General features: G+C 72.4%; 20 protein-coding genes. 11 read left to right on the top strand and 9 right to left on the bottom strand.

What is annotated here, in order from left to right; genetic code table 11:
• Positions 1-4 precede the first annotated feature (4 nt).
• Complete coding sequence (locus ACWGJM_RS15430) at positions 5-493, top strand: macro domain-containing protein (protein WP_453412165.1); 489 nt, start codon at positions 5-7, stop codon at positions 491-493.
• Positions 494-524: 31 nt separating this feature from the next.
• On the opposite strand, the gene ACWGJM_RS15425 is transcribed toward ACWGJM_RS15430, so the two are convergent.
• Positions 525-2018 (bottom strand): M1 family metallopeptidase, encoded by a 1494-nt coding sequence (locus ACWGJM_RS15425; protein ID WP_453412164.1) that lies wholly within the window; start codon positions 2016-2018, stop codon positions 525-527.
• Positions 2019-2190: 172 nt separating this feature from the next.
• On the opposite strand from ACWGJM_RS15425, the gene ACWGJM_RS15420 reads away from it, so the two are divergent.
• From ACWGJM_RS15420 to ACWGJM_RS15410, 3 genes are all read left to right on the top strand, one after another.
• Entirely contained in the window at positions 2191-4146 is a 1956-nt protein-coding gene (locus ACWGJM_RS15420) for a Xaa-Pro dipeptidyl-peptidase (RefSeq protein ID WP_453412163.1), read from the top strand.
• A gap of 123 nt (positions 4147-4269) precedes the next feature.
• Complete coding sequence (locus tag ACWGJM_RS15415; RefSeq protein ID WP_453412162.1) at positions 4270-5364, top strand: oxidoreductase; 1095 nt, start codon at positions 4270-4272, stop codon at positions 5362-5364.
• 13 nt (positions 5365-5377) lie between these two features.
• Entirely contained in the window at positions 5378-7018 is a 1641-nt protein-coding gene (locus tag ACWGJM_RS15410; RefSeq protein ID WP_453412161.1) for an ABC-F family ATP-binding cassette domain-containing protein, read from the top strand.
• On the opposite strand, the gene ACWGJM_RS15405 is transcribed toward ACWGJM_RS15410, so the two are convergent.
• From ACWGJM_RS15405 to ACWGJM_RS15390, 4 genes are all read right to left on the bottom strand, one after another.
• Positions 7015-7608 carry a DinB family protein gene (locus ACWGJM_RS15405; RefSeq protein ID WP_453412160.1) on the bottom strand — a complete coding sequence of 198 codons (594 nt, stop codon included), beginning with the start codon at positions 7606-7608 and terminating at the stop codon, positions 7015-7017. The two genes, ACWGJM_RS15410 and ACWGJM_RS15405, sit on opposite strands and share 4 nt — an antisense overlap.
• 89 nt (positions 7609-7697) lie before the next feature.
• Positions 7698-10097 (bottom strand): Tex family protein, encoded by a 2400-nt coding sequence (locus ACWGJM_RS15400; RefSeq protein WP_453412159.1) that lies wholly within the window; start codon positions 10095-10097, stop codon positions 7698-7700.
• Between the two features lie 102 nt (positions 10098-10199).
• A complete protein-coding gene (locus tag ACWGJM_RS15395) occupies positions 10200-10331 on the bottom strand; it encodes an LPFR motif small protein (RefSeq protein WP_268254607.1) in 132 nt (43 codons plus the stop codon).
• A gap of 96 nt (positions 10332-10427) precedes the next feature.
• The gene (locus tag ACWGJM_RS15390; protein ID WP_453412158.1) at positions 10428-11297 is read right to left on the bottom strand and encodes an SCO6745 family protein; all 870 of its coding nucleotides are present in this window, start codon (positions 11295-11297) and stop codon (positions 10428-10430) included.
• Positions 11298-11411: 114 nt separating this feature from the next.
• Between ACWGJM_RS15390 and ACWGJM_RS15385 the strand changes: the two genes are divergently transcribed.
• A complete protein-coding gene (locus ACWGJM_RS15385) occupies positions 11412-12371 on the top strand; it encodes a GlxA family transcriptional regulator (RefSeq protein WP_453412157.1) in 960 nt (319 codons plus the stop codon).
• A gap of 117 nt (positions 12372-12488) precedes the next feature.
• The gene (locus ACWGJM_RS15380) at positions 12489-13124 is read left to right on the top strand and encodes a DJ-1/PfpI family protein (RefSeq protein ID WP_453412156.1); all 636 of its coding nucleotides are present in this window, start codon (positions 12489-12491) and stop codon (positions 13122-13124) included.
• Here ACWGJM_RS15380 and ACWGJM_RS15375 read toward each other — a convergent pair.
• Positions 13111-13866: an enoyl-CoA hydratase/isomerase family protein gene (locus ACWGJM_RS15375; protein ID WP_453412155.1), complete on the bottom strand. Its 756-nt coding sequence runs from the start codon at positions 13864-13866 to the stop codon at positions 13111-13113. The genes ACWGJM_RS15380 and ACWGJM_RS15375 overlap by 14 nt on opposite strands.
• Positions 13867-14066: 200 nt before the next feature.
• On the opposite strand from ACWGJM_RS15375, the gene ACWGJM_RS15370 reads away from it, so the two are divergent.
• The gene (locus ACWGJM_RS15370) at positions 14067-14573 is read left to right on the top strand and encodes an ATP-binding protein (RefSeq protein WP_453412252.1); all 507 of its coding nucleotides are present in this window, start codon (positions 14067-14069) and stop codon (positions 14571-14573) included.
• A gap of 6 nt (positions 14574-14579) precedes the next feature.
• Here the strand turns inward: ACWGJM_RS15370 and idi are convergent, their stop codons facing one another.
• The 3 genes from idi to galE all read right to left on the bottom strand — a co-directional run bounded on the left by idi (position 14580) and on the right by galE (position 17541).
• Positions 14580-15173 carry an isopentenyl-diphosphate Delta-isomerase gene (idi, locus tag ACWGJM_RS15365; RefSeq protein ID WP_453412154.1) on the bottom strand — a complete coding sequence of 198 codons (594 nt, stop codon included), beginning with the start codon at positions 15171-15173 and terminating at the stop codon, positions 14580-14582.
• Between the two features lie 306 nt (positions 15174-15479).
• Positions 15480-16421: a cation diffusion facilitator family transporter gene (locus ACWGJM_RS15360; protein WP_453412153.1), complete on the bottom strand. Its 942-nt coding sequence runs from the start codon at positions 16419-16421 to the stop codon at positions 15480-15482.
• Positions 16422-16551: 130 nt separating this feature from the next.
• On the bottom strand, positions 16552-17541 hold the full coding sequence (galE, locus tag ACWGJM_RS15355; RefSeq protein ID WP_453412152.1) for a UDP-glucose 4-epimerase GalE: 990 nt from the start codon (positions 17539-17541) through the stop codon (positions 16552-16554).
• A 290-nt stretch (positions 17542-17831) separates the two neighbouring features.
• Here galE and ACWGJM_RS15350 point away from each other — a divergent pair, with 290 nt between their 5' ends.
• From ACWGJM_RS15350 to ACWGJM_RS15335, 4 genes are read left to right on the top strand one after another with little or no spacing between them, the layout of a single operon-like run.
• The gene (locus tag ACWGJM_RS15350; protein WP_453412151.1) at positions 17832-19634 is read left to right on the top strand and encodes a DUF5941 domain-containing protein; all 1803 of its coding nucleotides are present in this window, start codon (positions 17832-17834) and stop codon (positions 19632-19634) included.
• On the top strand, positions 19631-20383 hold the full coding sequence (locus tag ACWGJM_RS15345) for a phosphocholine cytidylyltransferase family protein (RefSeq protein ID WP_453412150.1): 753 nt from the start codon (positions 19631-19633) through the stop codon (positions 20381-20383). The genes ACWGJM_RS15350 and ACWGJM_RS15345 overlap by 4 nt, the downstream gene beginning before the upstream one ends.
• The gene (locus tag ACWGJM_RS15340) at positions 20371-21432 is read left to right on the top strand and encodes an iron-containing alcohol dehydrogenase family protein (protein WP_453412149.1); all 1062 of its coding nucleotides are present in this window, start codon (positions 20371-20373) and stop codon (positions 21430-21432) included. Before ACWGJM_RS15345 ends, ACWGJM_RS15340 begins: the two co-directional genes overlap by 13 nt.
• Positions 21410-22189, top strand: coding sequence for a CDP-alcohol phosphatidyltransferase family protein (locus tag ACWGJM_RS15335; protein WP_453412148.1), 780 nt, complete (start codon positions 21410-21412; stop codon positions 22187-22189). The genes ACWGJM_RS15340 and ACWGJM_RS15335 overlap by 23 nt, the downstream gene beginning before the upstream one ends.
• The last annotated feature ends 2 nt before the right edge of the window (positions 22190-22191 follow it).

The raw sequence follows: 22191 nt of genomic DNA, 5'->3' as shown, positions 1-22191 counted from the left end.
CGTCATGTCGGGGATCTCGTATGTCCGGGGTGACGCCACCGTGCCGTCGGTCAAGGGCGTCAAGGTGATCGCCCATGTCTGCAACGACATCGGCGGCTGGGGGAAGGGCTTCGTGCTGGCCCTCTCGCGCCGCTGGCCGGAGCCGGAGGCCGCGTACCGCGCCTGGCACCGCGACCGCGCGGCGAACGACTTCGGCCTCGGCGCCGTCCAGCTGGTCCGCGTCGAGCGGTACGTGTGGGTGGCCAACATGGTCGGCCAGCGCGGTATACGCACGGGAAGCAAGGGCGTCCCGGTCCGCTACGAGGCGATAGACGCGGCGCTGGGCCGGCTCGCCGACGAAGCGGCCGGACTCGGCGCGTCCGTGCACATGCCCCGCATAGGCTGCGGGCTCGCGGGCGGGAAGTGGTCCCGGATCGAGCCGCTGATCACCGAACGGCTGGTCGAGCGGGGGATCGCGGTGACGGTGTACGACCACGGGGAGGGGCCGGGCTGAGGCCACCGGGCGAGCCCGGCCCCGCACGGCGTCAGCGCGCGTGCACGTCGTTCGTCGCCTCGATCTTCTTCCACGACCTCGGCCGGACGGGCGCCGCCGCCGGCTTCGCGATCGACGCGGTACGCGCCGTGGGCGCGGACGGCTTCGACGGCTGGAACAGCCAGGTGTCGAAGAGCGTCGCGAGGGGCTTGCCGGAGACCTGCTCGGCGTACTTCTGGAAGTCGGCCACCGAGGCGTTGCCGTACGCGTGCTCCTTCGGCCAGCCCTTGAGGATGGCGAAGAAGGCGTCGTCGCCGACCTCGCCCCGCAGTGCCTGGACGGCGAGGGCGCCCCGGTCGTACACCGCGGCGTCGAACTGGTTGTCCGGCCCCGGGTCACCGGGCGCGACCGTCCAGAACGCCTCGTCGGCCGGGTGCGAGGCGTACACGTAGTCCGCCAGCTCCTGCGTGGTGCCCTCGCCCTCGTGCTCGGACCACAGCCACTGCGCGTACCGCGCGAAGCCCTCGTTGATCCAGATGTCCTTCCAGCCCTTCAGCGACACGTCGTCGCCGTACCACTGGTGCGCCAGCTCGTGCACCACCACGGAGGTGTTGGAGCCGTTCGCGAACTGCTTGGGGCTGTAGTACACCCGGGTCTGCGTCTCCAGCGCGTACCCGGTGGTGGTGTCGGGCACGTAGCCGCCCGCCGAGGCGAACGGGTACGGCCCGAAATAGCCGCTGAGCCAGTCGACCAGCTCCCCGGTCCGCTCCACGCTCGCCCGTGCCGCCCCGTCGTTGTCGCCGAGGTCCTTGCTGTAGGCGTTGACGACGGGGACACCGCCCTCGGAGGTGCTGGTCGTGATGTCGAACTTGCCGACCGCGAGGGTGGCCAGATAGGTCGCCTGCGGCTTGTTCTGCCGCCAGGTGTAGCGGGTCCAGCCGAGCTTCGAGCTCGTGGACTGAAGCGTGCCGTTGGAGATGGCCTGGGTGCCGTCCGGCACGGCCACCGACACGTCGTAGGTGGCCTTGTCCAGCGGGTGGTCGTTGCTGGGGAACCACCACCAGGCGGCCTCGGGCTCGTCCGCCGCGACGGCCCCGTCCGGGGTGCGGTGCCAGGTCGAGAACCCGTAGGCGCTCTTCGTCGACGGCACCCCGCTGTAGCGGACCACGACGGTGATCGGCGTGCCCTTCGCCAGCGGCGTCTTCGGAGTGATCTCCAGCTCGTGCTGCCCGGAGCCGGCGAAGGCCGCCTTGGCGCCGTTGACCCGGACCTCGCTCACGTCCAGCAGGAAGTCCAGGTCGAAGCGGGACAGGTCCTCGGTGGTCCGCGCCAGGATCGTCGCAGTGCCCTGGAGCTCGTCCGTCGCCGGCTGGTACTGGAGCCTCAGGTCGTAGTGGGAGACGTCGTAACCGCCGTTGCCGTAGTACGGGTAGTAGGGGTCGCCGATGCCCGGTGCGCCGGGTGCGTAGCTCGCGGCCGATGCCGGGATCGCCAGCAGGAGGGAGGCCGCCGCGAGTACGCCCGGGGCGAGGATTCTGCGGTGCACGTAAGCTCCAAGTCGTAGGGACGACAAGTCTGTTCGGAGCTTATTCAGACCCTGTGGCTCCTGGCGTGTCCACAGCACCCCGTGTCACACGATCGCCATTCGGCCGTCACGAACCCGACGACCACTCATATGCCCCCTTCTGCACGGGAGTTGACCGGGGTACCGTCCGCGCATGCCGAAACGCACGCGCTTCACGATCTGGAGAACGTTCGCGACAGCGGCCGTCGCCGTCCTCATGGCCGCCTTCCTCACCCCGGCCGCGGCCCACGCCGCACCGGCCCCGGGGGAGAGCCGGCCGGTCTACTCCTACGCCGACGCCGTCCGCGAGTCCGTCTGGGTGGACACCGGCCTCGACGGCGACGGCGACGGGAGGACCGACCGCGTCGCCGCCGACATCGTCCGGCCGGGCGAACCCGCCCGGCAGGGCCGCAAGATCCCCGTCATCATGGACGCCAGCCCGTACTACTCCTGCTGCGGGCGCGGCAACGAGAGCCAGAAGAAGACCTACGACGCGAGCGGCCACGTCGTGCAGATGCCGCTGTTCTACGACAACTACTTCGTCCCCCGCGGCTACGCCTTCGTCGGCGTCGACCTCGCCGGCACCAACCGCTCCGACGGCTGTGTCGACATCGGCGGCCGCAGCGACATCCAGTCCGCGAAGGCCGTCGTCGACTGGCTGAACGGCCGCGCCCGCGCCTACACCAGCCGCACCGGCACCACCACCGTCAAGGCGACCTGGACCAACGGCCGCACCGGCATGATCGGCAAGAGCTGGGACGGCACCATCGCCAACGGCGTCGCCGCCACCGGCGTCAAGGGACTGAAGACGATCGTGCCGATCAGCGCCATCTCCTCCTGGTACGACTACTACTTCGCCAAGGGCGCCCCGCTGTACGACTCCGGCCCCGACGCGCTGTCCGACGCGGTGGAGAGCGACGGCGCCCACGCGAAGTGCGCCGCCGTCCAGCAGAAGCTGATCGACGGAGCCCCGCGCACCGGCGACCGGACGTCCCTGTGGACCGAGCGCGACTACGTCAAGGACGCGGGCAAGGTACGGGCGAGCGTCTTCCTCGTGCACGGCATGCAGGACCTCAACGTCCGCACCAAGCACTTCGGCCAGTGGTGGGACGCCCTCGCGAAGCACGGCGTCGAGCGCAAGATCTGGCTCTCCCAGACCGGGCACGTCGACCCCTTCGACTACCGGCGCGCCGACTGGGTCGAGACCCTGCACCGCTGGTTCGACCACGAACTCCTCGGCTACGCCAACGGCATCGACCGCGAGCCGATGGCCGACATCGAGCGCCACCCCGACCAGTGGGCCACCTCGAAGATCTGGCCGCCGCGCACCACGCGGGCCACCACGCTGCGCCCGGCCACCGGCCCGCAGGCGGGCGTCGGCACTCTCGGCCTGCGCAAGGGCTCCGGCACCGAGACCTTCACCGACGACCCGCGGCTGAGCGAGACCGACTGGGCCGCGCGGATCACCCGGCCGACCGCCGAGAAGGCCGGTTTCGTCACCCGGCCGCTCACCCGTGACCTCCGACTGTCCGGCTCCTCCAAGGTCACCGTCACCGCCACCCCGACCACCTCGACGGCCCACCTGTCCGCCGTCCTCGTCGACCTCGGCCCCGACACGATCCGGGACTACGCGGACGCCGCCGAGGGCATCACCACGCTCACCGACCGCACCTGCTGGGGCGCGAGCACCGCCGGGGACAGCGCCTGCTTCAAGGCGACCCGGGCGAAGACGGCCGCCGTTGGCTACACGGTCCTCAGCCGCGGCTGGGCCGACCTCGGCAACTACGCCTCCGACCGCAAGGGCGTCCCGCTCACTCCGGGCAAGGCGTACACCATCACGCTCGACCTCGCGGCCACCGACCACGTCGTCCCCGAGGGCCACCGCCTGGCGCTGATCGTCGCGGGCACGGACAAGGACCTCATCGATCCGCCGTCCACCACCCCGAAGCTCACCCTGGACCTGGCCCGTACGTCGGCCCGGGTGCCGCTCGTCGGCGGCGCCGCCGCGTTCACCCGCGCCACCTCGGGCAGCACGTCCGCCGCGCCGAAGGCCACCACCCTGGACGGCGTGGGAGCACCGCGCGCCGGCCGGCACGTTCCCGGCAGCTGACGGGCTCAGGCGGCCGGGCGAACCGGCCCGGCCGCCACCCGGGCGCGACGGCGGTAGCGCATGGCGGTAGCGGAATATGTCATGCAGCGCTCAGATCCGTCCCGCTCTGGGAATACTCACGGCATGTCTGCCGCACACGCGACCTTCGGCCTGGCACCGGCGACGCGCGCCGGCGGTGTCCTCGCCGACGGCGGCTACCAGCTCCACCGGGACTTCCTGGACTTCGTGGTCGACGGCCGTCCGCTGCTGCTGCGGCTCTCCGACCTCGACGCCGTCTCCCCGCTCGCCTCCGACGTGCCGCCCGCGATCTTCACCGCGCAGGTCCGCGGCCTGCTGCTGGAGAACGGGGCGCCGCTCCCGGACGGCCGGTTCGTCATCTACGGCTGCCCCGAGTGCGCGGACCTGGCGTGCGGCGCGGTCACCGCCGTCATCGAACGGGACGGCGACGACTACGTCTGGCGGGACTTCGCCTGGCAGACGGACGATGACGCGGACCTCGAGTTCAACGGCTACCACGGCGTAGGGCCGTTCCGCTTCCACGGGCCCGAGTACCGGGCGGCCCTGGGCGCCCTGCTCGACAGCGACGCCGACTGCCCCGGCGTGGGCCCCGGCGCGGCGCCCGGCCGCCGCGTCCTGCTGATCGGCGCCCGCGTCGCCCTGCTCGCCAGGCTCGCCGCCGCCCTGCGCTCCACCGGCATCGGCGCCGACATCGCCGGCGACGTCGACGACGTGCCCGCCGAGGAGCTGCGCCCGTACGGCGCCGTCGCCTGCGGCCCCGCCCTCGGCGAGGACGAACGGGCCGCCGCCCGCCGGGTGTTCGAGCGCGCCGGGATCGCCGCGGTCTTCGTCGACGGCCTCGCCCCGATCGTCCCGCTGCTCGTCGCGCAGGTCGAACAGGCCCTGGACCGCGGCCCCCTCGCACAGCGCCGCCTGACCCGCCTCGCGGCCGACCTGGCGGCCGGTGGCGGCGAGGCGGACGTCCAGGTCGCCTCGCCCTGCCGGGTGCGCCTGACCGCGTACCGTCTCGACCGGCTCTCCCGGACCCACGCCCACGACGTCTTCGACGGAGTGCTGGAGAGCGGGCGGCACCGCATCGCGCTGGACGCGAAGACGGTGAAGGGGGAGGCCTTCGTGGTGGCCCGGACGTCGGGGAGCGTGCTGGTGGCGGCGGTGACGCGCGGGAAATCCCGGCTGAGCGGCGGGCGGCCGGGCCGTTAGGATCGGCGTTCTGATGACTGCCACCCTCGTCGCCAAGAACCTCGCCGCCGGCCACGGCGACCGCTCGCTCTTCTCCGGCCTCGACCTCGTCGTCGCCCCCGGGGACGTGATCGGGCTCGTCGGGGCCAACGGAGCGGGCAAGTCCACGCTGCTGCGGATGCTCGCCGGACTGGCCGTGCCCGAAGAAGGCGAGCTCAGGCTCTCCCCGCCCACGGCGACCGTGGGACATCTCCCGCAGGAGCCGGAGCGCCGGCCCGGTGAGACCGTGCGGGAGTTCCTGGCCCGCCGCACCGGCGTCGCCGAGGCCCAGCGGACGATGGACGAGGCCACCGAGGCACTCGTCGAGGGCGCGCCCGGCGCCGACGACGCCTACGCGGCGAGCCTGGAGCGCTGGCTGGGCCTGGGCGGCGCCGACCTGGAAGAGCGGGCCGAGGAGGTAGCCGACTCGCTCGGCCTGGCCGTGGACCTGGATCAGGCGATGACCTCCCTCTCCGGCGGCCAGGCGGCCCGCGCGGGTCTCGCCTCACTGCTGCTGTCCCGCTACGACGTGTTCCTGCTCGACGAGCCCACCAACGACCTCGACCTGGACGGCCTGGAGCGCCTCGAACGCTTCGTCACCGGACTGCGCGCCGGCACCGTCGTCGTCAGCCACGACCGCGAGTTCCTCACCCGCACGGTCACCAAGGTCCTCGAACTCGACCTCGCCCAGCACCGGATCAACCTCTACGGCGGCGGCTACGAGGGCTACCTGGAGGAACGCGAGACGGCCCGTCGGCACGCCCGGGAGGACTACGAGGAGTACGCCGACAAGAAGGCGGCCCTCCAGGACCGGGCGCAGACGCAGCGCGCCTGGATGGACAAGGGCGTGAAGAACGCGCGCCGCAAGGCGGGCAACGACAACGACAAGATCGGCCGCAAGTTCCGCAGCGAGGCCAGCGAGAAGCAGGCCGCGAAGGCCCGCCAGACCCAGCGCATGATCGAGCGCCTCGATGTGGTCGAGGAGCCCCGCAAGGAGTGGGAACTGCGCATGGAGATCGCGGCGGCCCCGCGCTCCGGCTCGGTCGTGGCCTCACTGCGGGACGCGGAGGTACGGCGCGGCGGCTTCACCTTCGGCCCGGTCTCCCTCCAGATCGACTGGGCGGACCGGGTCGCGGTCACCGGTGCCAACGGCGCGGGCAAGTCCACCCTGCTCGGCGCGCTGCTCGGCCGGACCCCCCTGGACGCCGGGCACGCGGCGCTCGGTTCGGGCGTCCTGGTTGGCGAGGTCGACCAGGCCCGCGGGCTGTTCCACGGTCCGCAGGCCCTGCTGGACGCCTTCTGCGCGGCCGTCCCCGACACCGAGCCGGCCGAGGTGCGCACCCTGCTGGCCAAGTTCGGCCTGAGGTCGGACCATGTGCTGCGCCCGGCCGCGAGCCTCTCCCCGGGCGAACGCACCCGGGCCGCCCTGGCCCTGCTTCAGGGCCGCGGCGTCAACCTCCTCGTCCTGGACGAGCCGACGAACCACCTCGACCTGCCCGCCATCGAACAACTGGAGTCGGCCCTCGACTCCTACGAGGGCACGCTCCTCCTGGTCACCCACGACCGGCGGATGCTGGACGCGGTACGGGTGACCCGCCGCCTGGAGGTCGCGGCCGGCAAGGTGACGGAGCGCTAGGCGTACCGGAGTCGCGCCGCCCTGGCCGCCTCCTCCACACGGCTGCGGTGCGCCTGCCGTGCCTCGGCGTTGCCGGGAGACATGTTGAGGCCCTTCTCGCGCTGCCCCGCCGCTCCGTCGATCAGTTCCCGGACGATGTCGGCGTGCCCGGCATGCCGCTGGGTCTCGGCGACCATGTGGGTGAGGACGCGGTGGAGCGTGATGTCGTTCCCCGGCCCACCGGGCACCTGGCCTACCGCGTCCAGGGGCAGCGCGGTGATCGTCTCGTCCGAGTGGGCCCACGCACGCCGGTACAGGCCGGTGATCTCCTCCCGGGTCTCCTCGGGCCGCGCCCACAGGTCCGCGTCCGGCTCGGCGTCCCCGGTGATCCACAGTGCGGGCCCGTCGTCGAAGGGCCGCCCGAAGGTCGCGCCGAAGTACAGCGCCTCGGCACCGGCGAGATGCTTGACGAGTCCGAGCAGATTGGTGCCGGTGGGGGTGAGGGGCCGCCGGACGTCGTACTCGGACAGGCCGTCCAGCTTCCACAGCAGCACATCGCGGGCGTCCTGGAGGTATACCTGGAGGTCGGCCTTGGGACCGGTTGCGGGCATGGGGTCAGTGTCGCCGCCGGACGATCTGCCGGACCACCGGTTTTCCTCGGGGCCGGGCGCTTCCTCGCAAAAGGCCCGGCCCCGGGTGCTCAGCGCCGCCCGTTCTTCGGGTCGAGCAGCCCCGCGCGCCGCAGCGCGTCGGCCATCGCGCTGTTGGCGGGCGGCGGGGGAGCCTGGCGCGAGCCGCCGCCACCGCCACCGCCCCCGCGGGCCTGGCGCTGCTGCGGCGGCCGTCCGCCGCGCTGCCGCCGCTCGCCGCCGCCCTGCTGCTTGTCCTGCGGCGCGGCCTCGTCGTCCAGGCGCAGGGTCAGCGAGATCCGCTTGCGCGGGATGTCCACGTCGAGGACCTTCACCTTGACGATGTCACCGGGCTTCACGACATCGCGCGGGTCCTTCACGAACGTCCGCGACATCGCGGAGACGTGCACGAGACCGTCCTGGTGGACGCCGACGTCCACGAACGCCCCGAAGGCCGCCACGTTCGTCACGACGCCCTCCAGGACCATCCCGGAGGACAGATCGGAGATCTTCTCCACACCCTCTTTGAAGACGGCCGTCTTGAAGGCGGGACGCGGGTCGCGCCCCGGCTTCTCCAGCTCCTTCAGGATGTCGGTGACCGTCGGCAGACCGAAGGTGTCGTCCACGAAGTCGGCCGGCCGCATGGACCGCAGCACACCGGTGTTGCCGATGAGGGAGGCGACCTCCTGCCCCGTCGTCTTCACCATGCGGCGCACCACCGGATAGGCCTCCGGGTGCACGCTGGAGGCGTCCAGCGGGTCGCCGCCGCGGATGCGGAGGAAGCCCGCGCACTGCTCGTACGCCTTCGGGCCCAGCCGGGCCACCTTCTTCAGCTCGGTGCGCGACGTGAACGGGCCGTTCGCGTCCCGGTGCGCCACGATGTTCTCCGCGAGCCCGGAGGTGATGCCGGAGACCCGGGCCAGCAGCGGGGCCGACGCCGTGTTCACGTCCACACCCACGCCGTTCACACAGTCCTCCACCACCGCGTCCAGCGAACGCGACAGCTTCACCTCGGACAGGTCGTGCTGGTACTGGCCGACGCCGATCGACTTCGGGTCGATCTTCACGAGCTCGGCCAGCGGGTCCTGGAGGCGGCGGGCGATCGACACCGCTCCGCGCAGCGACACGTCCATGTCGGGCAGCTCCTGCGAGGCGAAGGCGGAGGCCGAGTACACGGATGCGCCCGCCTCGGACACCATCACCTTGGTGAGCTTCAGCTCCGGGTGCTTCGCGATGAGTTCACCGGCGAGCTTGTCGGTCTCCCGGGACGCGGTGCCGTTGCCGATCGCCACCAGCTCGACGGCGTGCTCCTTCGCCAGACGGGCCAGCTTCGCGAGGGCCTCGTCCCACTTGTTGGCCGGGACGTGCGGGTAGATGACGTCGGTGGCCACGACCTTGCCGGTCGCGTCGACCACGGCCACCTTCACGCCCGTACGGAAGCCCGGGTCCAGGCCCAGCGTCGCGCGCGTGCCCGCCGGGGCGGCGAGCAGCAGGTCGCGCAGGTTCGCCGCGAACACGTTCACCGCCTCGTCCTCGGCGGCCGTGCGCAGCCTGAGGCGCAGATCGATGCCGAGGTGCACCAGGATGCGGGTGCGCCAGGCCCAGCGGACCGTGTCGGTCAGCCACTTGTCACCGGGACGTCCGCGATCGCCGATCCCGAACTTGTGTGCGATGATCCCCTCGTACGACGAAGGGACCGATGAGGATTCGGCCGGCTCCTCCGGCTCCAGGACGAGGTCCAGGACCTCCTCCTTCTCCCCGCGCAGCATGGCGAGGATGCGGTGCGAGGGCAGGTCGGTGAAGGGCTCGGCGAAGTCGAAGTAGTCGGCGAACTTGGCGCCCGCCTCCTCCTTGCCGTCCCGCACCCTGGCGGCCAGCCGCCCGCGCACCCACATCCGCTCGCGCAGCTCGCCGATCAGGTCGGCGTCCTCCGAGAACCGCTCGGTGAGGATCGCCCGCGCGCCGTCGAGCGCGGCCTGCGGGTCGGCGACGCCCTTGTCGGCGTCGACGAACGCGGCGGCCGCGGCGAGGGGTTCGACACCCGGGTCGCCCAGCAGCCCTTCGGCCAGCGGCTCCAGGCCCGCCTCGCGCGCGATCTGCGCCTTGGTGCGCCGCTTCGGCTTGTACGGCAGGTAGATGTCCTCCAGGCGCGCCTTGGTCTCCGCACCACGGATCTGCGCCTCGAGCTCGTCGGTGAGCTTGCCCTGCTCGCGCACCGATTCCAGGATCGCCGCCCGCCGCTCCTCGAGCTCCCGCAGGTAGCGCAGCCGCTCCTCGATCGTGCGCAGTTGCGCGTCGTCGAGCATCTCGGTCGCTTCCTTGCGGTAGCGGGCGATGAAGGGCACCGTGGAACCGCCGTCGAGCAGTTCCACCGCGGCCTTCACCTGCCGCTCCCGTACGCCGAGTTCCTCGGCGATCCTGCCTTCGATGGACCCTACGTTGATGGACCCGCTGGATCCGGGTGTCGTCACGATCCCGTACCGCCTTCTCCACTGAGGTTGCGCGGCAATTGTGGCAGGTGACGCCGACAACCGGGGATCAGGGCGGCACCCGGCGGGGCGGGCGCGCCGCCGTCAGGCCCTGTGGCCCCGCGCCGAGCTCGACGCGCCGCCGAACAGCCGCGCCAGGGCCCGGAACGGCAGCGTCACGACAGTGGCGATGGCGCCACCGATCTGGCGCAGTACGTCTGCGATCGCACGGAACACGGACTTTCCCCTTTCGTCTCCCGGCCGCTCCGGCCGGGAGAGTCCGGGTACCTCGGCGGCGGCCCGGCATGCCCGCCCCCACGCCCAGCCTGCGGCTCAGCCCTTGCCGATCAGGTCCGCGGGGAAGGCACCAGCCGCCAGCGCCGCGCCGGCGAAGGCCCTGCCGAGCTCCGTGAGCCGCGTGACGCCCTCCGCTCCCAGGTGCTCGTACGGGGCCCCGTCGAGGCGGTCCGTCTCGCGCTCGATCTCCTCGCGCAGCGCGACGCCCCGCTCGGTCAGCTCGCCCTCGCCGTCCAGCAGCCCGCGCTCCCGGAGCCGCCCGGCCGCCGCGTCCCACTCCTCCCGGCTCCAGCCGCGGGTGACGAAGACCCACTTCGGGGTGATGCCCCTGCCGGTCGCCGTGTGGGTCACCAGAGCCTCCAGGCCGTCGAGTCCGGCGGCCGTCAGCACCGCCAGGTGCCCGTCGCCCCGGTGCTCGCGCAGCAGGGTGGCCGCGTGCCAGTAGGCCAGGTGCGGCTCCTCGGGGACCGGCAGGTCGGCGTGGGCGGCGTACAGCGGGCGGCCGGAGCGGGAGCAGGCCTCGGCGGCACGCAGGGCCAGCCGCGCGGCCTCCGTCATCTCCGCCGAGGTCACGGCCTCCTCGCCGAGCAGACGGCGCAGTGTCGCGTCGACGGCACGCGCGCGTGCCGCCAGCACCGGGCCGGGCGCCGCGGTCTCCCAGACGGAGGGCACATGGCGCGCCACGAGCTCGTACTTGTAGTTGTAGAACGTCGCGGTCACCGTGCCGGCGCCGACCGGCCCGAGGGCGGCGGCCCGCACCGCGAAGTTCACCGCCCGGGGGTTCGTGATCCCCACGGCGCCCAGTTCGCGCCCCAGGTCGGGCGAGAAGTAGTGGGCGGAGTGCAGGGAGTTGAGCACGGTGTGGCAGCGGCGGCCCGCGCGCGGGCCGAGGGCGACAGTAGTCATGGACCGCACGTTACCGACCGGTCGGTACCTCCGGGAGGAGGCCCGCGCCGGATGGCAGGAAAGGTGGGAAGCTCGTCATTGCGGCCATCCGCGCGCCTTTGAAGAATCGGTGGCATGACGCAGCGATCCGTTCTCGTCCTCCTCTTCGACGGCGTCCAGAGCCTGGACGTCACCGGCCCGGTGGAGGTCTTCGCCGGGGCCGAGATGCGCACCCCGGGCAGCTACCGCATCCGGACGGCCTCCCTGGACGGAGCACCCGTGCGCACCTCCAGCGGCCTGACCCTCGTACCGGACCAGGCGCTGCCGGAGGCGGCCGGGACGCACACGCTGCTCGTGCCCGGCGGACAGGGCACCCGGGAGCCCGATCCGCGGCTGACCGGCTGGCTGCGCGAGAACGGACCGCGCGCCACCCGCCTGGTCTCCGTGTGCACCGGCGCGGTGCTGCTCGCCCGCGCCGGCCTGCTGGACGGCAGGCGCGCCACGACCCACTGGGCGTACTGCGACAAACTCGCCCGTGACCACCCGGCCGTGCAGGTCGACCCCGACCCCGTCTACGTGCGCGACGGACGGGTCTCCACCTCCGCCGGCGTCACCTCGGGCATCGATCTCGCCCTGGCCCTGGTCGAGGAGGACCTGGGGCGAGAGACAGCACTTGTCATCGCCCGCCATCTGGTGGTCTTCCTGCGCAGACCGGGCAACCAGGCCCAGTTCAGCGCCCAGCTCGCCGCCCAGACCGCACAGCGCGAGCCGCTGCGGGAGGTCCAGCGGTGGATCACCGAGCACCCCGCCGACGACCTCACCGTGGAGTCCCTCGCCGCCCGCGCCCGCCTCTCGCCCCGCCACTTCGCCCGCGCCTTCCAGCACGAGACCGGCACCACCCCCGGCCGCTACGTCGACCGGGTACGGCTCGAACACGCCCGCCGCCTGCTGGAGGACACCGGCGACGGCGTCGAGGAGATCTCCCGGGCCAGCGGTTACGGCACCCCCGAGGCCATGCGCCGTGCCTTCGTCAAGGCCCTCGGCGCGTCCCCGGCCGAGTACCGCCGCCGCTTCCGGCCCGCCGCCGCGTCCTGACCGTCCCGGCGGTCCCGAAAGTCCCGGCGGCCCCGGCCACCCCGAATGTCCGGCCACCCCGGCCACCTCGACCGTCCCGACTGTCCGGCTGTCACGACTGTCCCGAAAGGACATCCCATGCAGATCGCCATGGTCGTCTACGACCGTTTCACCGCCCTGGACGCCGTGGGGCCGTACGAGATCCTCAGCCGCCTCCCGGACGCACGCGTCGACTTCGTCGCCGAGCGGCCGGGCCCCGTGCGCACCGACACGGGCTTCCTCGCCGTCACCGCGGACAAGGCCCTGCACGAGGTGCCCGACCCCGACGTCATCGTGGTGGCCGGCGGCCCCGGTACCTTCACCGAGATCGAGAACGAGGCCCTCCTCGCCTGGCTGCGGGCCGCCGACGCGACCAGCACCTGGACGACCTCCGTCTGCTCGGGCTCCCTGCTGCTCGCCGCCGCGGGCCTCCTCGACGGCCGCCGCGCCACCTCCCACTGGCTCGCCCTCGACTTCCTGCGGCAGTACGGCGCCGAACCGACCGGCGAGCGGGTGGTGACCGACGGCAAGTACGTCACGGCCGCCGGGGTCTCCTCCGGTATCGACATGGGGCTCACCCTGCTCGGCCGGATCGCGGGCGACGAACACGCCCAGGCCGTCCAGCTGCTGACGGAGTACGACCCGCAGCCGCCCTACGACGCCGGATCGCCCGCCAAGGCGCCCGCGCACCTCGTCGAGGAGTTCCGCACCGGCGGCCGGTTCAGCCTGACGTAGGCACACTCCAGGTGAAGCGCGGCGGCCGGCGCTCCAGGAAGGCGGCGACCCCCTCCGCGGTGTCGCCGCTCGAGCGCATCTGCCCGGTCCAGTACCCGTCCCGGTCCGTGCGCCCGTCCGCGAACTCCTTCGCCGCGGCCTGCGTCAGCTGTGAGCGGGAGACCAGGATCCGGGTGAACTCCGCGACCCGCTTGCCGAGTTCTCCTTCCGGCAGCACCTCGTCGACGAAGCCCGTGCGCAGCGCGCGGGCCGTGTCGATCAACTCGCCGGAGAACAGCAGGTACTTGGCGGTGGCCGGGCCCACCAGCGACACCAGCCGGCGCGTGGCGGAGGCCGGATAGACGATGCCGAGCTTCGCGGGCGTCACCCCGAACAGCGCCCCCTCCTCGGCGAACCGCAGGTCGCAGGCCGCCGCGAGCTGTGCCCCGCCGCCCACACAGTGCCCGCGGACGGCCGCCAGCGTCGGCTTCGGGAACGCCGCGAGGGCCTCCTCGGCGCGCACGGCGAGTCCCTGCGCCTCGTCGGCCGAGCCGCGCAGGGCCGAGATGTCCGCCCCGGCGCAGAAGGTGCCGCCCTCACCGGTGAGCACCAGCGCCCGCACGGCGGGGTCGGCGGCCAGCGCGTCCAGCAGCGGCGGCAGCGCCCGCCACATCGGGGCCGTCATGGCATTGCGCTTGGCGGGATGATGGACGACGACGGTGGCGACCGAGCCGGTCACACCGTGCAGCAGCTGGGGCTCCATGTGGCGGATGCTATCCGGCTCCGCCGGACCGCCGGTCGTACGGCTGCCGCCGAACGCGTCAAACCCGTTCACCACTGGCAGCACAACGATCGGAAACCATCCGAAATCTGCTGACTTGTGTTCAGTTCCGCGGGGCGGAGCGCATCGTTACCAACACTCGACGTGTGGTGACAATCGAGCGCGAGGGTGGCGACCGGACGATGGAGAACCACGGGCGTGGGGCGGCCCCGCGCCCAGAGGGAGGCGACCGGCGCCCGCCGGAGCCACTGCCCTACGAGGGAGTCTGGCGGTTCACCGCCCCCGCCGTCGACGCCTCGGTCCCGCAGGCGCGGCACGCTGTACGGGACCTGCTCCACCGCCAGGGTGTGCCGGTCTCCGACGACCTGTTCCATGGGCTGCTGCTGATCGTCTCCGAGCTGGTCACCAACGCGGTCAAGCACGCCGCGCTGCTGTCGCCGACGCTCGCCGTGGAGATCGCCGTCGGTGCCGAGTGGGTGCGGGTGTCGGTGGAGGACAACCATCCCTACCGCCCCACCGCCCTGGAGGCCGATCACGGGCAGACCGGCGGCCGGGGCCTGCTCCTGGTCCGCGAGGTGGCCCAGGAGGCGGGCGGGGTGGTGGACGTGGAGCACACGGCGGGCGGCGGCAAGGTGATCTGGGCCGCCATGCCGCTCAAACCGCCGCTCGGTCCCGCGCGGCTCCCGTGAGCCGCCTCACCAGCCCGCGGACGGTCCCGTCAGCTCTCTGACCGCCGGGCGGGCCGCGTCCAGAACGGTCATGAACCAGGACGAGAAGGTGTCGGCCGCGTGCCGCTCCTTCAGTTCGGCCGGGGTCACGAAGGCGGTCGCGCCGACCTCCTGCGCATCCGGCGCGGGCGGGGTCTGCACCAGGCCGACGAACAGGTGGTTGTACTCCTGCTCCACCAGGCCCGAGGCCGGATCCGGGTGGTTGTAGCGGACCGTGCCCGCCTCGGCGAGCAGCGACGGCGACACGCCGAGCTCCTCGTACGTGCGCCGGGCGGCCGCCGCGAAGGGCGCCTCACCGGGGTAGGGGTGGCCGCAGCAGGTGTTGGACCACACACCGGGGGAGTGGTACTTGCCGAGCGCCCGCCGCTGGAGCAGCAGCCGGCCCTGCTCGTCGAAGAGGAAGACGGAGAACGCGCGGTGCAGCTGTCCCGGCGGCTGGTGGGCGGCGAGCTTCTCCGCGGTGCCGATCGTCACGCCGTCCTCGTCGACCAGTTCCAGCAAAATCGCCTCTGCGGTGCCGTTCGACGAACTGTGCGTCGCGGTGGCAGGTGTGATCGGCATACCCATCCTTCGCCTCGGTCTTCGCACCTCAAGTCTGCCGTACGAATCCGGCACTCCCGTCACTTCCCGGCACGTCCGCATGTCCGCGCGGGGCGCGGCCGGCGGTCGCCCCGGCCGGACACCGGAAGCGGGACCCGGTAGGTGAGCGTGCCCTGCGGCTATGGCCGGGAACCGCCCGTGGGTGCCCCGAACACAAGGACGCCGGAGTACTTGGGACCACGCGTTCCACCGGCGGCGCCCCCGAGTGGCCGCCGAGTGGCCCGCGGCGGCGTCCGACGTCAGCGGCCCGCCGTCACCGGGATGCCGTCAGTGGCACAGCCGCGCCTCGTGCTCCGCGTGCCCGCTCGGCTCCAGCTGGAAGGTGCAGTGCTCCACGTCGAAGTGGTCGCCCAGGCAGTGCTGGAGCTCGTGCAGCATCTTCTCGTGGCCGATGGCGCTGAGCGCGTCCGAGCGGACCACCACGTGCGCGGAGAGCACCGGCAGCCCGGAGGTGATGGTCCAGGCGTGCAGGTCGTGCACATCCTCGACGCCGTCCAGGGCCAGGATGTGCGCCCGTACCTCCGCCATGTCGACGTCCTTCGGGGCCGCCTCCAGCAGCACGTCGAGGGTCTCGCGCAGCAGCTTGACCGTACGCGGCACGATCATCACCCCGATGATCAGCGAGGCGACCGGGTCCGCGGCCTCCCAGCCGGTGGTCAGGATCACAGCCGCCGAGACGATCACCGCGAGCGAGCCCAGCGCGTCCGCGGCCACCTCCAGGAACGCGCCGCGCACGTTCAGGCTCTCCTTCTGGCCCCGCATCAGCAGCGTGAGCGAGATCATGTTCGCGACCAGGCCGATCGCACCGAACACGATCATCAGCCCGCCCTCGGTGCCGGCCGGGGTCAGGAACCGCTGGACGGCCTCGTACAGGACGTAGCCGCCGACGCCGAGCAGCAGCAGACAGTTGGCCAGGGCGGCCAGGATCTCGGCGCGGGCGTAGCCGAAGGTGCGGTTGGTGCTCGGCGGACGATTGGCGAAGTGGATCGCGAGCAGGGCCATGCCCAGGCCCAGCGCGTCGGTGGCCATGTGCGCCGCGTCCGCGATGAGGGCGAGGGAGTCGGCGGCCAGACCGCCGACGACCTCGACCACCATGACGGCGAGCGTGATCGACAGCGCGACGCGCAGCGTGCCGCGATACGCCGCCGCCGCCGTCCCGGTGGGCGGCGCGTGCGTGTGCGCGTGCCCGTGATCGTGCCCTGCCCCCATGCCGTCGGCCCTTCCGTGTGTCCGTCCGAGCTCACAGTCAACTACGGGTGGGGGGTATCCGGCAACGCGGTACTGAACACCGTTGTCATGTGCCCTGACCTGCGGAAACGATTCCCAGGTCAGGGCACCCTCAGCGCACCGGCGCGGGAACGTCGCCGCGGTGCGACCGCCACCCCTCCCAGGCCGACTCCACCATCGCGCGCACCCCGCGCCGCGCCCGCCAGCCCAGTGCCTCCGCGGCCCGTTCGGCCGAGGCGACCGCGCGCGGCGCGTCCCCGGGGCGCCGCCCCTCCACGACGGGCGGACGCCGGTCGCCGGTGACCTCACCGATGACCGAGACCAGCTCACGCACCGAGACACCCTCGCCCCGGCCGATGTTCACCGTCAGGTCGCCGGTCAGGGCCCCCTCGGCCAGCCGCCGGGCCGCCGCCAGGTGCGCCTCGCCCAGGTCGGCGACATGGATGTAGTCACGGACGCAGGTGCCGTCCGGCGTCGGATAGTCGTCGCCGAAGATCCGCGGGGCCGCGTCGCGGGTGAGCCGGTCGAACACCATGGGCACTATGTTGAACACACCGGTGTCCGCGAGCTCCGGCGCGGCCGCGCCCGCCACGTTGAAGTAGCGCAGGCAGACGGTCGTGATGCCGTGCGCCCGCCCCGCCGCCCGCACCAGCCACTCCCCGGCGAGCTTGGTCTCGCCGTAGGCGTTCACCGGCGCGCACGGGGTTTCCTCGGTGATCAGGTCCACGTCCGGGTTGCCGTAGACGGCCGCCGACGAGGAGAACACGAAGCGTTCGATCCCGGCCGCGGCGACCGCCTCCAGGAGCGTGGCGAGTCCGCCGACGTTCTCCCGGTAGTAGCGGGCCGGCTGCGCCACCGACTCCGCGACCTGCTTGCGCGCCGCGAGGTGGATCACGCCCGTCACCGCGTGCTCGGCGAGGACCCGGCCCAGCAGGTCCCCGTCCGTCACGCAGCCCTCGACCAGCGGCACGCCTGCCGGGAGCCGTGCGGGCACCCCGGCCGAGAGGTCGTCCAGCGCGACGACGCGCTCCCCGGCGCCGGTCATGGCCCGCGCCACATGAGCCCCGATGTATCCGGCACCGCCGGTGATCAGCCACGTCATGGTCGCCCACCCTATGCCGACCGGCACGGGCCGTCCCCAATGTCCCGGATGCCCGCCACCGGCGTGTCCCCGCACCGGCCGCGGTTTGTGGGGTGGCCCCCGGATCACCGATGATGATCGCGGCAAAGGCCGATGCAGACCGTGCCGACCGGCCCGTGAACGGGCGGTGAACACGGGCTTGTCGTCATCCGATAGCCTCTGCCGACATGCCGCCCGGGTGCCCAGGCAAGCGGCGCCCCATCATGCAGACGACCGGCGCTCACGCGTCGGCACCCAGGGAGTGAGTTCGGTTGTCGACCGCCATCGTGACCGGTCAGCCGGTCCCCGGATCGTCGCTCGAGAGCGATCTGCGGTCCCTCGGCTTCGAGGTGCTCACGGCCACCGACGCCTCCGACACCGAGACACTCCTCGCGGCCGTCCCCGCCCAGGAACGCGTGGCCGTCGTCGACGCCCGCTTCGTGGGCCACCCGCACGCGCTCCGCCTCGGCCTCACCGACCCCCGCTTCCCGCTCGCCGCCGTCCACGGCGCCGTCACCGCCCTGCCGGCCGGCCGGCAGGCGCTGACCCGGGCGATCGCGCGGGAGACCTCCGCGGGCGGCGGCACGGCCCTCGCCGTGGACAGCCTCGCCGACCGCCTCGCCCTCGCCCTCGACGCCGACGGCACCGAGGTGCACCGCCCCGAGCTCGGCAGCCTGGTCGCCGCCGTCCCCGCCGACCCGCAGGCCCTGGGCGAGGCCCGGCAGGCCGTCGCCGCCGTCGACGACGAGGCGGTACGCCTGAAGTCGGCCGTGAAGGCCCGCGACGGCTTCTTCACCACGTTCTTCATCAGCCCCTACTCGCGCTACATCGCCCGCTGGTGCGCCCGCCGGGGCCTGACCCCCAACCAGGTCACCACCGCCTCCCTGCTCACCGCCCTGATAGCCGCGGGCTGCGCGGCCACCGGCACCCGCGCGGGCTTCGTCGCCGCGGGCGTGCTGCTCATCGCCTCCTTCGTCCTGGACTGCACGGACGGCCAACTGGCCCGTTACTCGCTCCAGTACTCCACGCTCGGCGCCTGGCTGGACGCCACCTTCGACCGGGCCAAGGAGTACGCCTACTACGCCGGCCTCGCCCTCGGCGCATCGGCCGCGAGCGGCAGTGGGGGAGGTGATGACGTGTGGGCGCTCGCGCTCGGCGCGATGGTCCTCCAGACCTGCCGGCACGTCGTCGACTTCTCCTTCAACGAGGCCAACCACGACGCCACCGCCAACACCAGCCCCACCGCCGCCCTCTCCGACAAGCTCGACAGCGTCGGCTGGACGGTCTGGCTGCGGCGGATGATCGTGCTCCCCATCGGCGAACGCTGGGCCATGATCGCGGTCCTCACGGCGGCCACCACCCCCCGCATCACCTTCTACGCGCTGCTGATCGGCTGCGCCTTCGCCGCGACGTACACCACGGCGGGCCGGGTGCTCCGCTCGGTCACCCGGAAGGCGCGGCGCACCGACCGGGCCGCGCAGGCGCTGGCGGACCTCGCCGACAACGGCCCGCTCGCCGCGTTCGTGGCACGCGTCACGCGTGCCCGCCTCGGTGCCCCGCTCCTGGTCGCGCTGGGCGGCGCGGCGGTGCTCGCCGTGTCCCTCTTCTCCGGGATCACCTGGGCGCCCGTCGCGGGTGCCGTCGTCTACGCCGTCACCTCCGGCCAGGCTCTGTACAGGCCCCTCAAGGGCGCCCTCGACTGGCTGGTCCCCCCGCTGTTCCGGGCCGTCGAGTACGGCACCGTCCTGGTACTGGCGGCCGAAGCGGACGTGAACGGGGCCCTTCCTGCGGCTTTCGGGCTGGTGGGCGCCGTCGCCTACCATCACTACGACACGGTGTACCGCATCCGCGGCAACGCCGGAGCGCCTCCGGCCTGGCTGGTGCGCGCCATCGGGGGGCAGGAAGGGCGGACGCTGCTGGTCACCGTGCTGGCCGCACTGCTCACCGCCTCGCAGTTCAAGGTCGCGCTCACGGTCCTCGCCGTGGCCGTCGCCCTGGTGGTGCTCGTCGAGAGCATCCGCTTCTGGGTCTCCGCAGGGGCCCCAGCCGTACACGATGAAGGAGAACCCGCATGATCGGCCTCGTGCTGGCGGCCGGTGCCGGACGGCGCCTGCGCCCCTACACCGACAGCCTTCCCAAGGCTCTGGTGCCGGTGGGCCCCGCGGGCATAGAGGGCGAACCGACGGTCCTGGACCTGACGCTCGGCAACTTCGCCGAGATCGGCCTGACCGAGGTCGCGGTCATCGTCGGCTACCGCAAGGAGGCCGTGTACGAGCGCAAGGCGGCGCTGGAGGCCAAGTACGGCCTCAAGCTCACCCTCATCGACAACGACAAGGCCGAGGAGTGGAACAACGCCTACTCCCTGTGGTGCGGCCGTGACGCCCTGAGGGACGGCGTGATCCTCGCCAACGGCGACACCGTCCACCCGGTCTCCGTCGAGAAGACGCTGCTCGCCGCCCGCGGCGACGGCAAGAAGATCATCCTCGCCCTCGACAGCGTGAAGTCCCTCGCCGACGAGGAGATGAAGGTCGTCGTCGACCCCGACAAGGGCGTACGGAAGATCACCAAGCTGATGGACCCCGCCGAGGCGACCGGTGAGTACATCGGCGTCACCCTCATCGAGGGCGACGCGGCACCGGAGCTCGCCGACGCGCTGAAGACGGTCTGGGAGACCGACCCGCAGCAGTTCTACGAGCACGGATACCAGGAACTGGTGAACCGGGGCTTCAAGATCGACGTGGCGCCGATCGGCGACGTGCCGTGGGTCGAGATCGACAACCACGACGACCTCGCCCGGGGACGGGAGATCGCGTGCCAGTACTGACCCGGCTCATCCCCTCACCGGTCGTCGTGGACATCCGCCCGGGTGCCCTCGACGACCTGGCGTGTGTGCTCGCGGACGAGCGGATCTCACAGTCGGGCAGGCTCGCCATCGCCGTCAGCGGCGGTTCGGGCGCCCGGCTGAGGGAGCGGATCGCCCCCTCGCTGCCCGGCGCCACCTGGTACGAGGTCGACGGCGGCACCATCGACGACGCGGTCCGGCTGGCGAGCGACATAAAGGCCGGCCGCTACGACGCGGTCGTCGGCCTCGGCGGCGGCAAGATCATCGACTGCGCCAAGTTCGCGGCGGCACGCGTCGGCCTGCCCCTGGTCGCCGTCGCGACCAACCTCGCGCACGACGGCCTGTGCTCGCCCGTCGCGACACTCGACAACGACGCCGGGCGTGGCTCGTACGGCGTGCCGAACCCGATTGCGGTCGTCATCGACCTCAATGTGATCCGTGAGGCTCCCGTCCGTTTCGTGCGCTCCGGCATCGGCGACGCCATCTCCAACATCTCGGCGGTCGCGGACTGGGAGCTGTCCAACCGCGTCAACGGCGAGAAGATCGACGGCCTCGCCGCCGCCATGGCCCGGCAGGCCGGGGAGGCGGTGCTCAGGCACCCGGGCGGCGTCGGCGACGACGGCTTCCTCCAGGTTCTGGCCGAGGCACTCGTCCTCACCGGTATCGCCATGTCCGTGTCGGGCGACTCCCGTCCCTCCTCCGGGGCCTGCCACGAGATCAACCACGCCTTCGACCTGCTCTACCCGAAGCGGGCAGCCGCCCACGGCGAGCAGTGCGGGCTCGGCGCGGCCTTCGCGATGTACCTGCGCGGCGCCCACGAGGAGTCGGCGTACATGGCCGAGGTGCTGCGCCGGCACGGGCTGCCGGTGCTGCCGGAGGAGATCGGCTTCACGGTGGACGAGTTCGTCCGGGCCGTGGAGTTCGCCCCGGAGACCCGGCCAGGCCGCTACACGATCATCGAACACCTCGACCTCAAGACCCACCAGATCAAGGACATCTACGCCGACTATGTCAAGGCCATCGGTAGCTGAACTCCGTCCGGTCGTGCACCCCGCGGGGGTGAAGGACCGGCGCAGCGGTGAGCACTGGATGGGACGCCTCTACATGCGTGAGGTGTCCCTGCGGGTCGACCGCTACCTGGTGAACACCAGGGTCACGCCCAACCAGCTCACGTACCTGATGACCGTCTTCGGAGTGCTCGCGGCCCCGGCACTGCTCGTGCCGGGGATCCCGGGCGCCGTCCTCGGCGTGGTGTGCGTCCAGATGTATCTGCTGCTGGACTGCGTCGACGGCGAGATCGCGCGCTGGAAGAAGCAGTACTCGCTGAACGGCGTCTACCTGGACCGGGTCGGCGCCTACCTCACCGACGCCGCGGTCCTCGTCGGCTTCGGGCTGCGCGCAGCCGACCTGTGGGGCACCGGCCGTATCGACTGGCTGTGGGCCTTCCTCGGCACGCTGGCCGCCCTCGGCGCGATCCTGATCAAGGCCGAGACCGACCTGGTCGGCGTCGCCCGGCACCAGGCCGGCAAGCCGCCGGTCAAGGAGGCCGCCGCCGAGATGCGCTCCTCCGGCATGGCGCTGGCCCGCCGCGCCGCCGCCGCGTTCAAGTTCCACCGGCTGATCCTCGGCATCGAGGCGTCCCTGCTCATCCTGGTCCTGGCCATCGTCGACCAGGTGCGCGGCGACCTGTTCTTCACCCGGCTCGGCGTCGCGGTGCTGGCCGGCATCGCGCTGCTCCAGACCGTGCTGCACCTGGTGTCCATCCTCGCCTCCAGCAGGCTGAAGTGAAC

This window comes from Streptomyces sp. NPDC054834 (genome assembly GCF_053611185.1).
This window is presented reverse-complemented; position numbering and strand designations above follow the sequence as displayed.

Coding starts and splice junctions, on each gene's coding strand:
- ACWGJM_RS15430 (WP_453412165.1), top strand. CDS start 5: ATGTCGGGGATCTCGTATGTCCGGGGTGACGCCACCGTGCCGTCGGTC.
- ACWGJM_RS15420 (WP_453412163.1), top strand. CDS start 2,191: ATGCCGAAACGCACGCGCTTCACGATCTGGAGAACGTTCGCGACAGCG.
- ACWGJM_RS15415 (WP_453412162.1), top strand. CDS start 4,270: ATGTCTGCCGCACACGCGACCTTCGGCCTGGCACCGGCGACGCGCGCC.
- ACWGJM_RS15410 (WP_453412161.1), top strand. CDS start 5,378: ATGACTGCCACCCTCGTCGCCAAGAACCTCGCCGCCGGCCACGGCGAC.
- ACWGJM_RS15405 (WP_453412160.1), bottom strand. CDS start 7,608: ATGCCCGCAACCGGTCCCAAGGCCGACCTCCAGGTATACCTCCAGGAC.
- ACWGJM_RS15390 (WP_453412158.1), bottom strand. CDS start 11,297: ATGACTACTGTCGCCCTCGGCCCGCGCGCGGGCCGCCGCTGCCACACC.
- ACWGJM_RS15385 (WP_453412157.1), top strand. CDS start 11,412: ATGACGCAGCGATCCGTTCTCGTCCTCCTCTTCGACGGCGTCCAGAGC.
- ACWGJM_RS15380 (WP_453412156.1), top strand. CDS start 12,489: ATGCAGATCGCCATGGTCGTCTACGACCGTTTCACCGCCCTGGACGCC.
- ACWGJM_RS15375 (WP_453412155.1), bottom strand. CDS start 13,866: ATGGAGCCCCAGCTGCTGCACGGTGTGACCGGCTCGGTCGCCACCGTC.
- ACWGJM_RS15370 (WP_453412252.1), top strand. CDS start 14,067: ATGGAGAACCACGGGCGTGGGGCGGCCCCGCGCCCAGAGGGAGGCGAC.
- idi (WP_453412154.1), bottom strand. CDS start 15,173: ATGCCGATCACACCTGCCACCGCGACGCACAGTTCGTCGAACGGCACC.
- ACWGJM_RS15360 (WP_453412153.1), bottom strand. CDS start 16,421: ATGGGGGCAGGGCACGATCACGGGCACGCGCACACGCACGCGCCGCCC.
- galE (WP_453412152.1), bottom strand. CDS start 17,541: ATGACGTGGCTGATCACCGGCGGTGCCGGATACATCGGGGCTCATGTG.
- ACWGJM_RS15345 (WP_453412150.1), top strand. CDS start 19,631: ATGATCGGCCTCGTGCTGGCGGCCGGTGCCGGACGGCGCCTGCGCCCC.
- ACWGJM_RS15335 (WP_453412148.1), top strand. CDS start 21,410: ATGTCAAGGCCATCGGTAGCTGAACTCCGTCCGGTCGTGCACCCCGCG.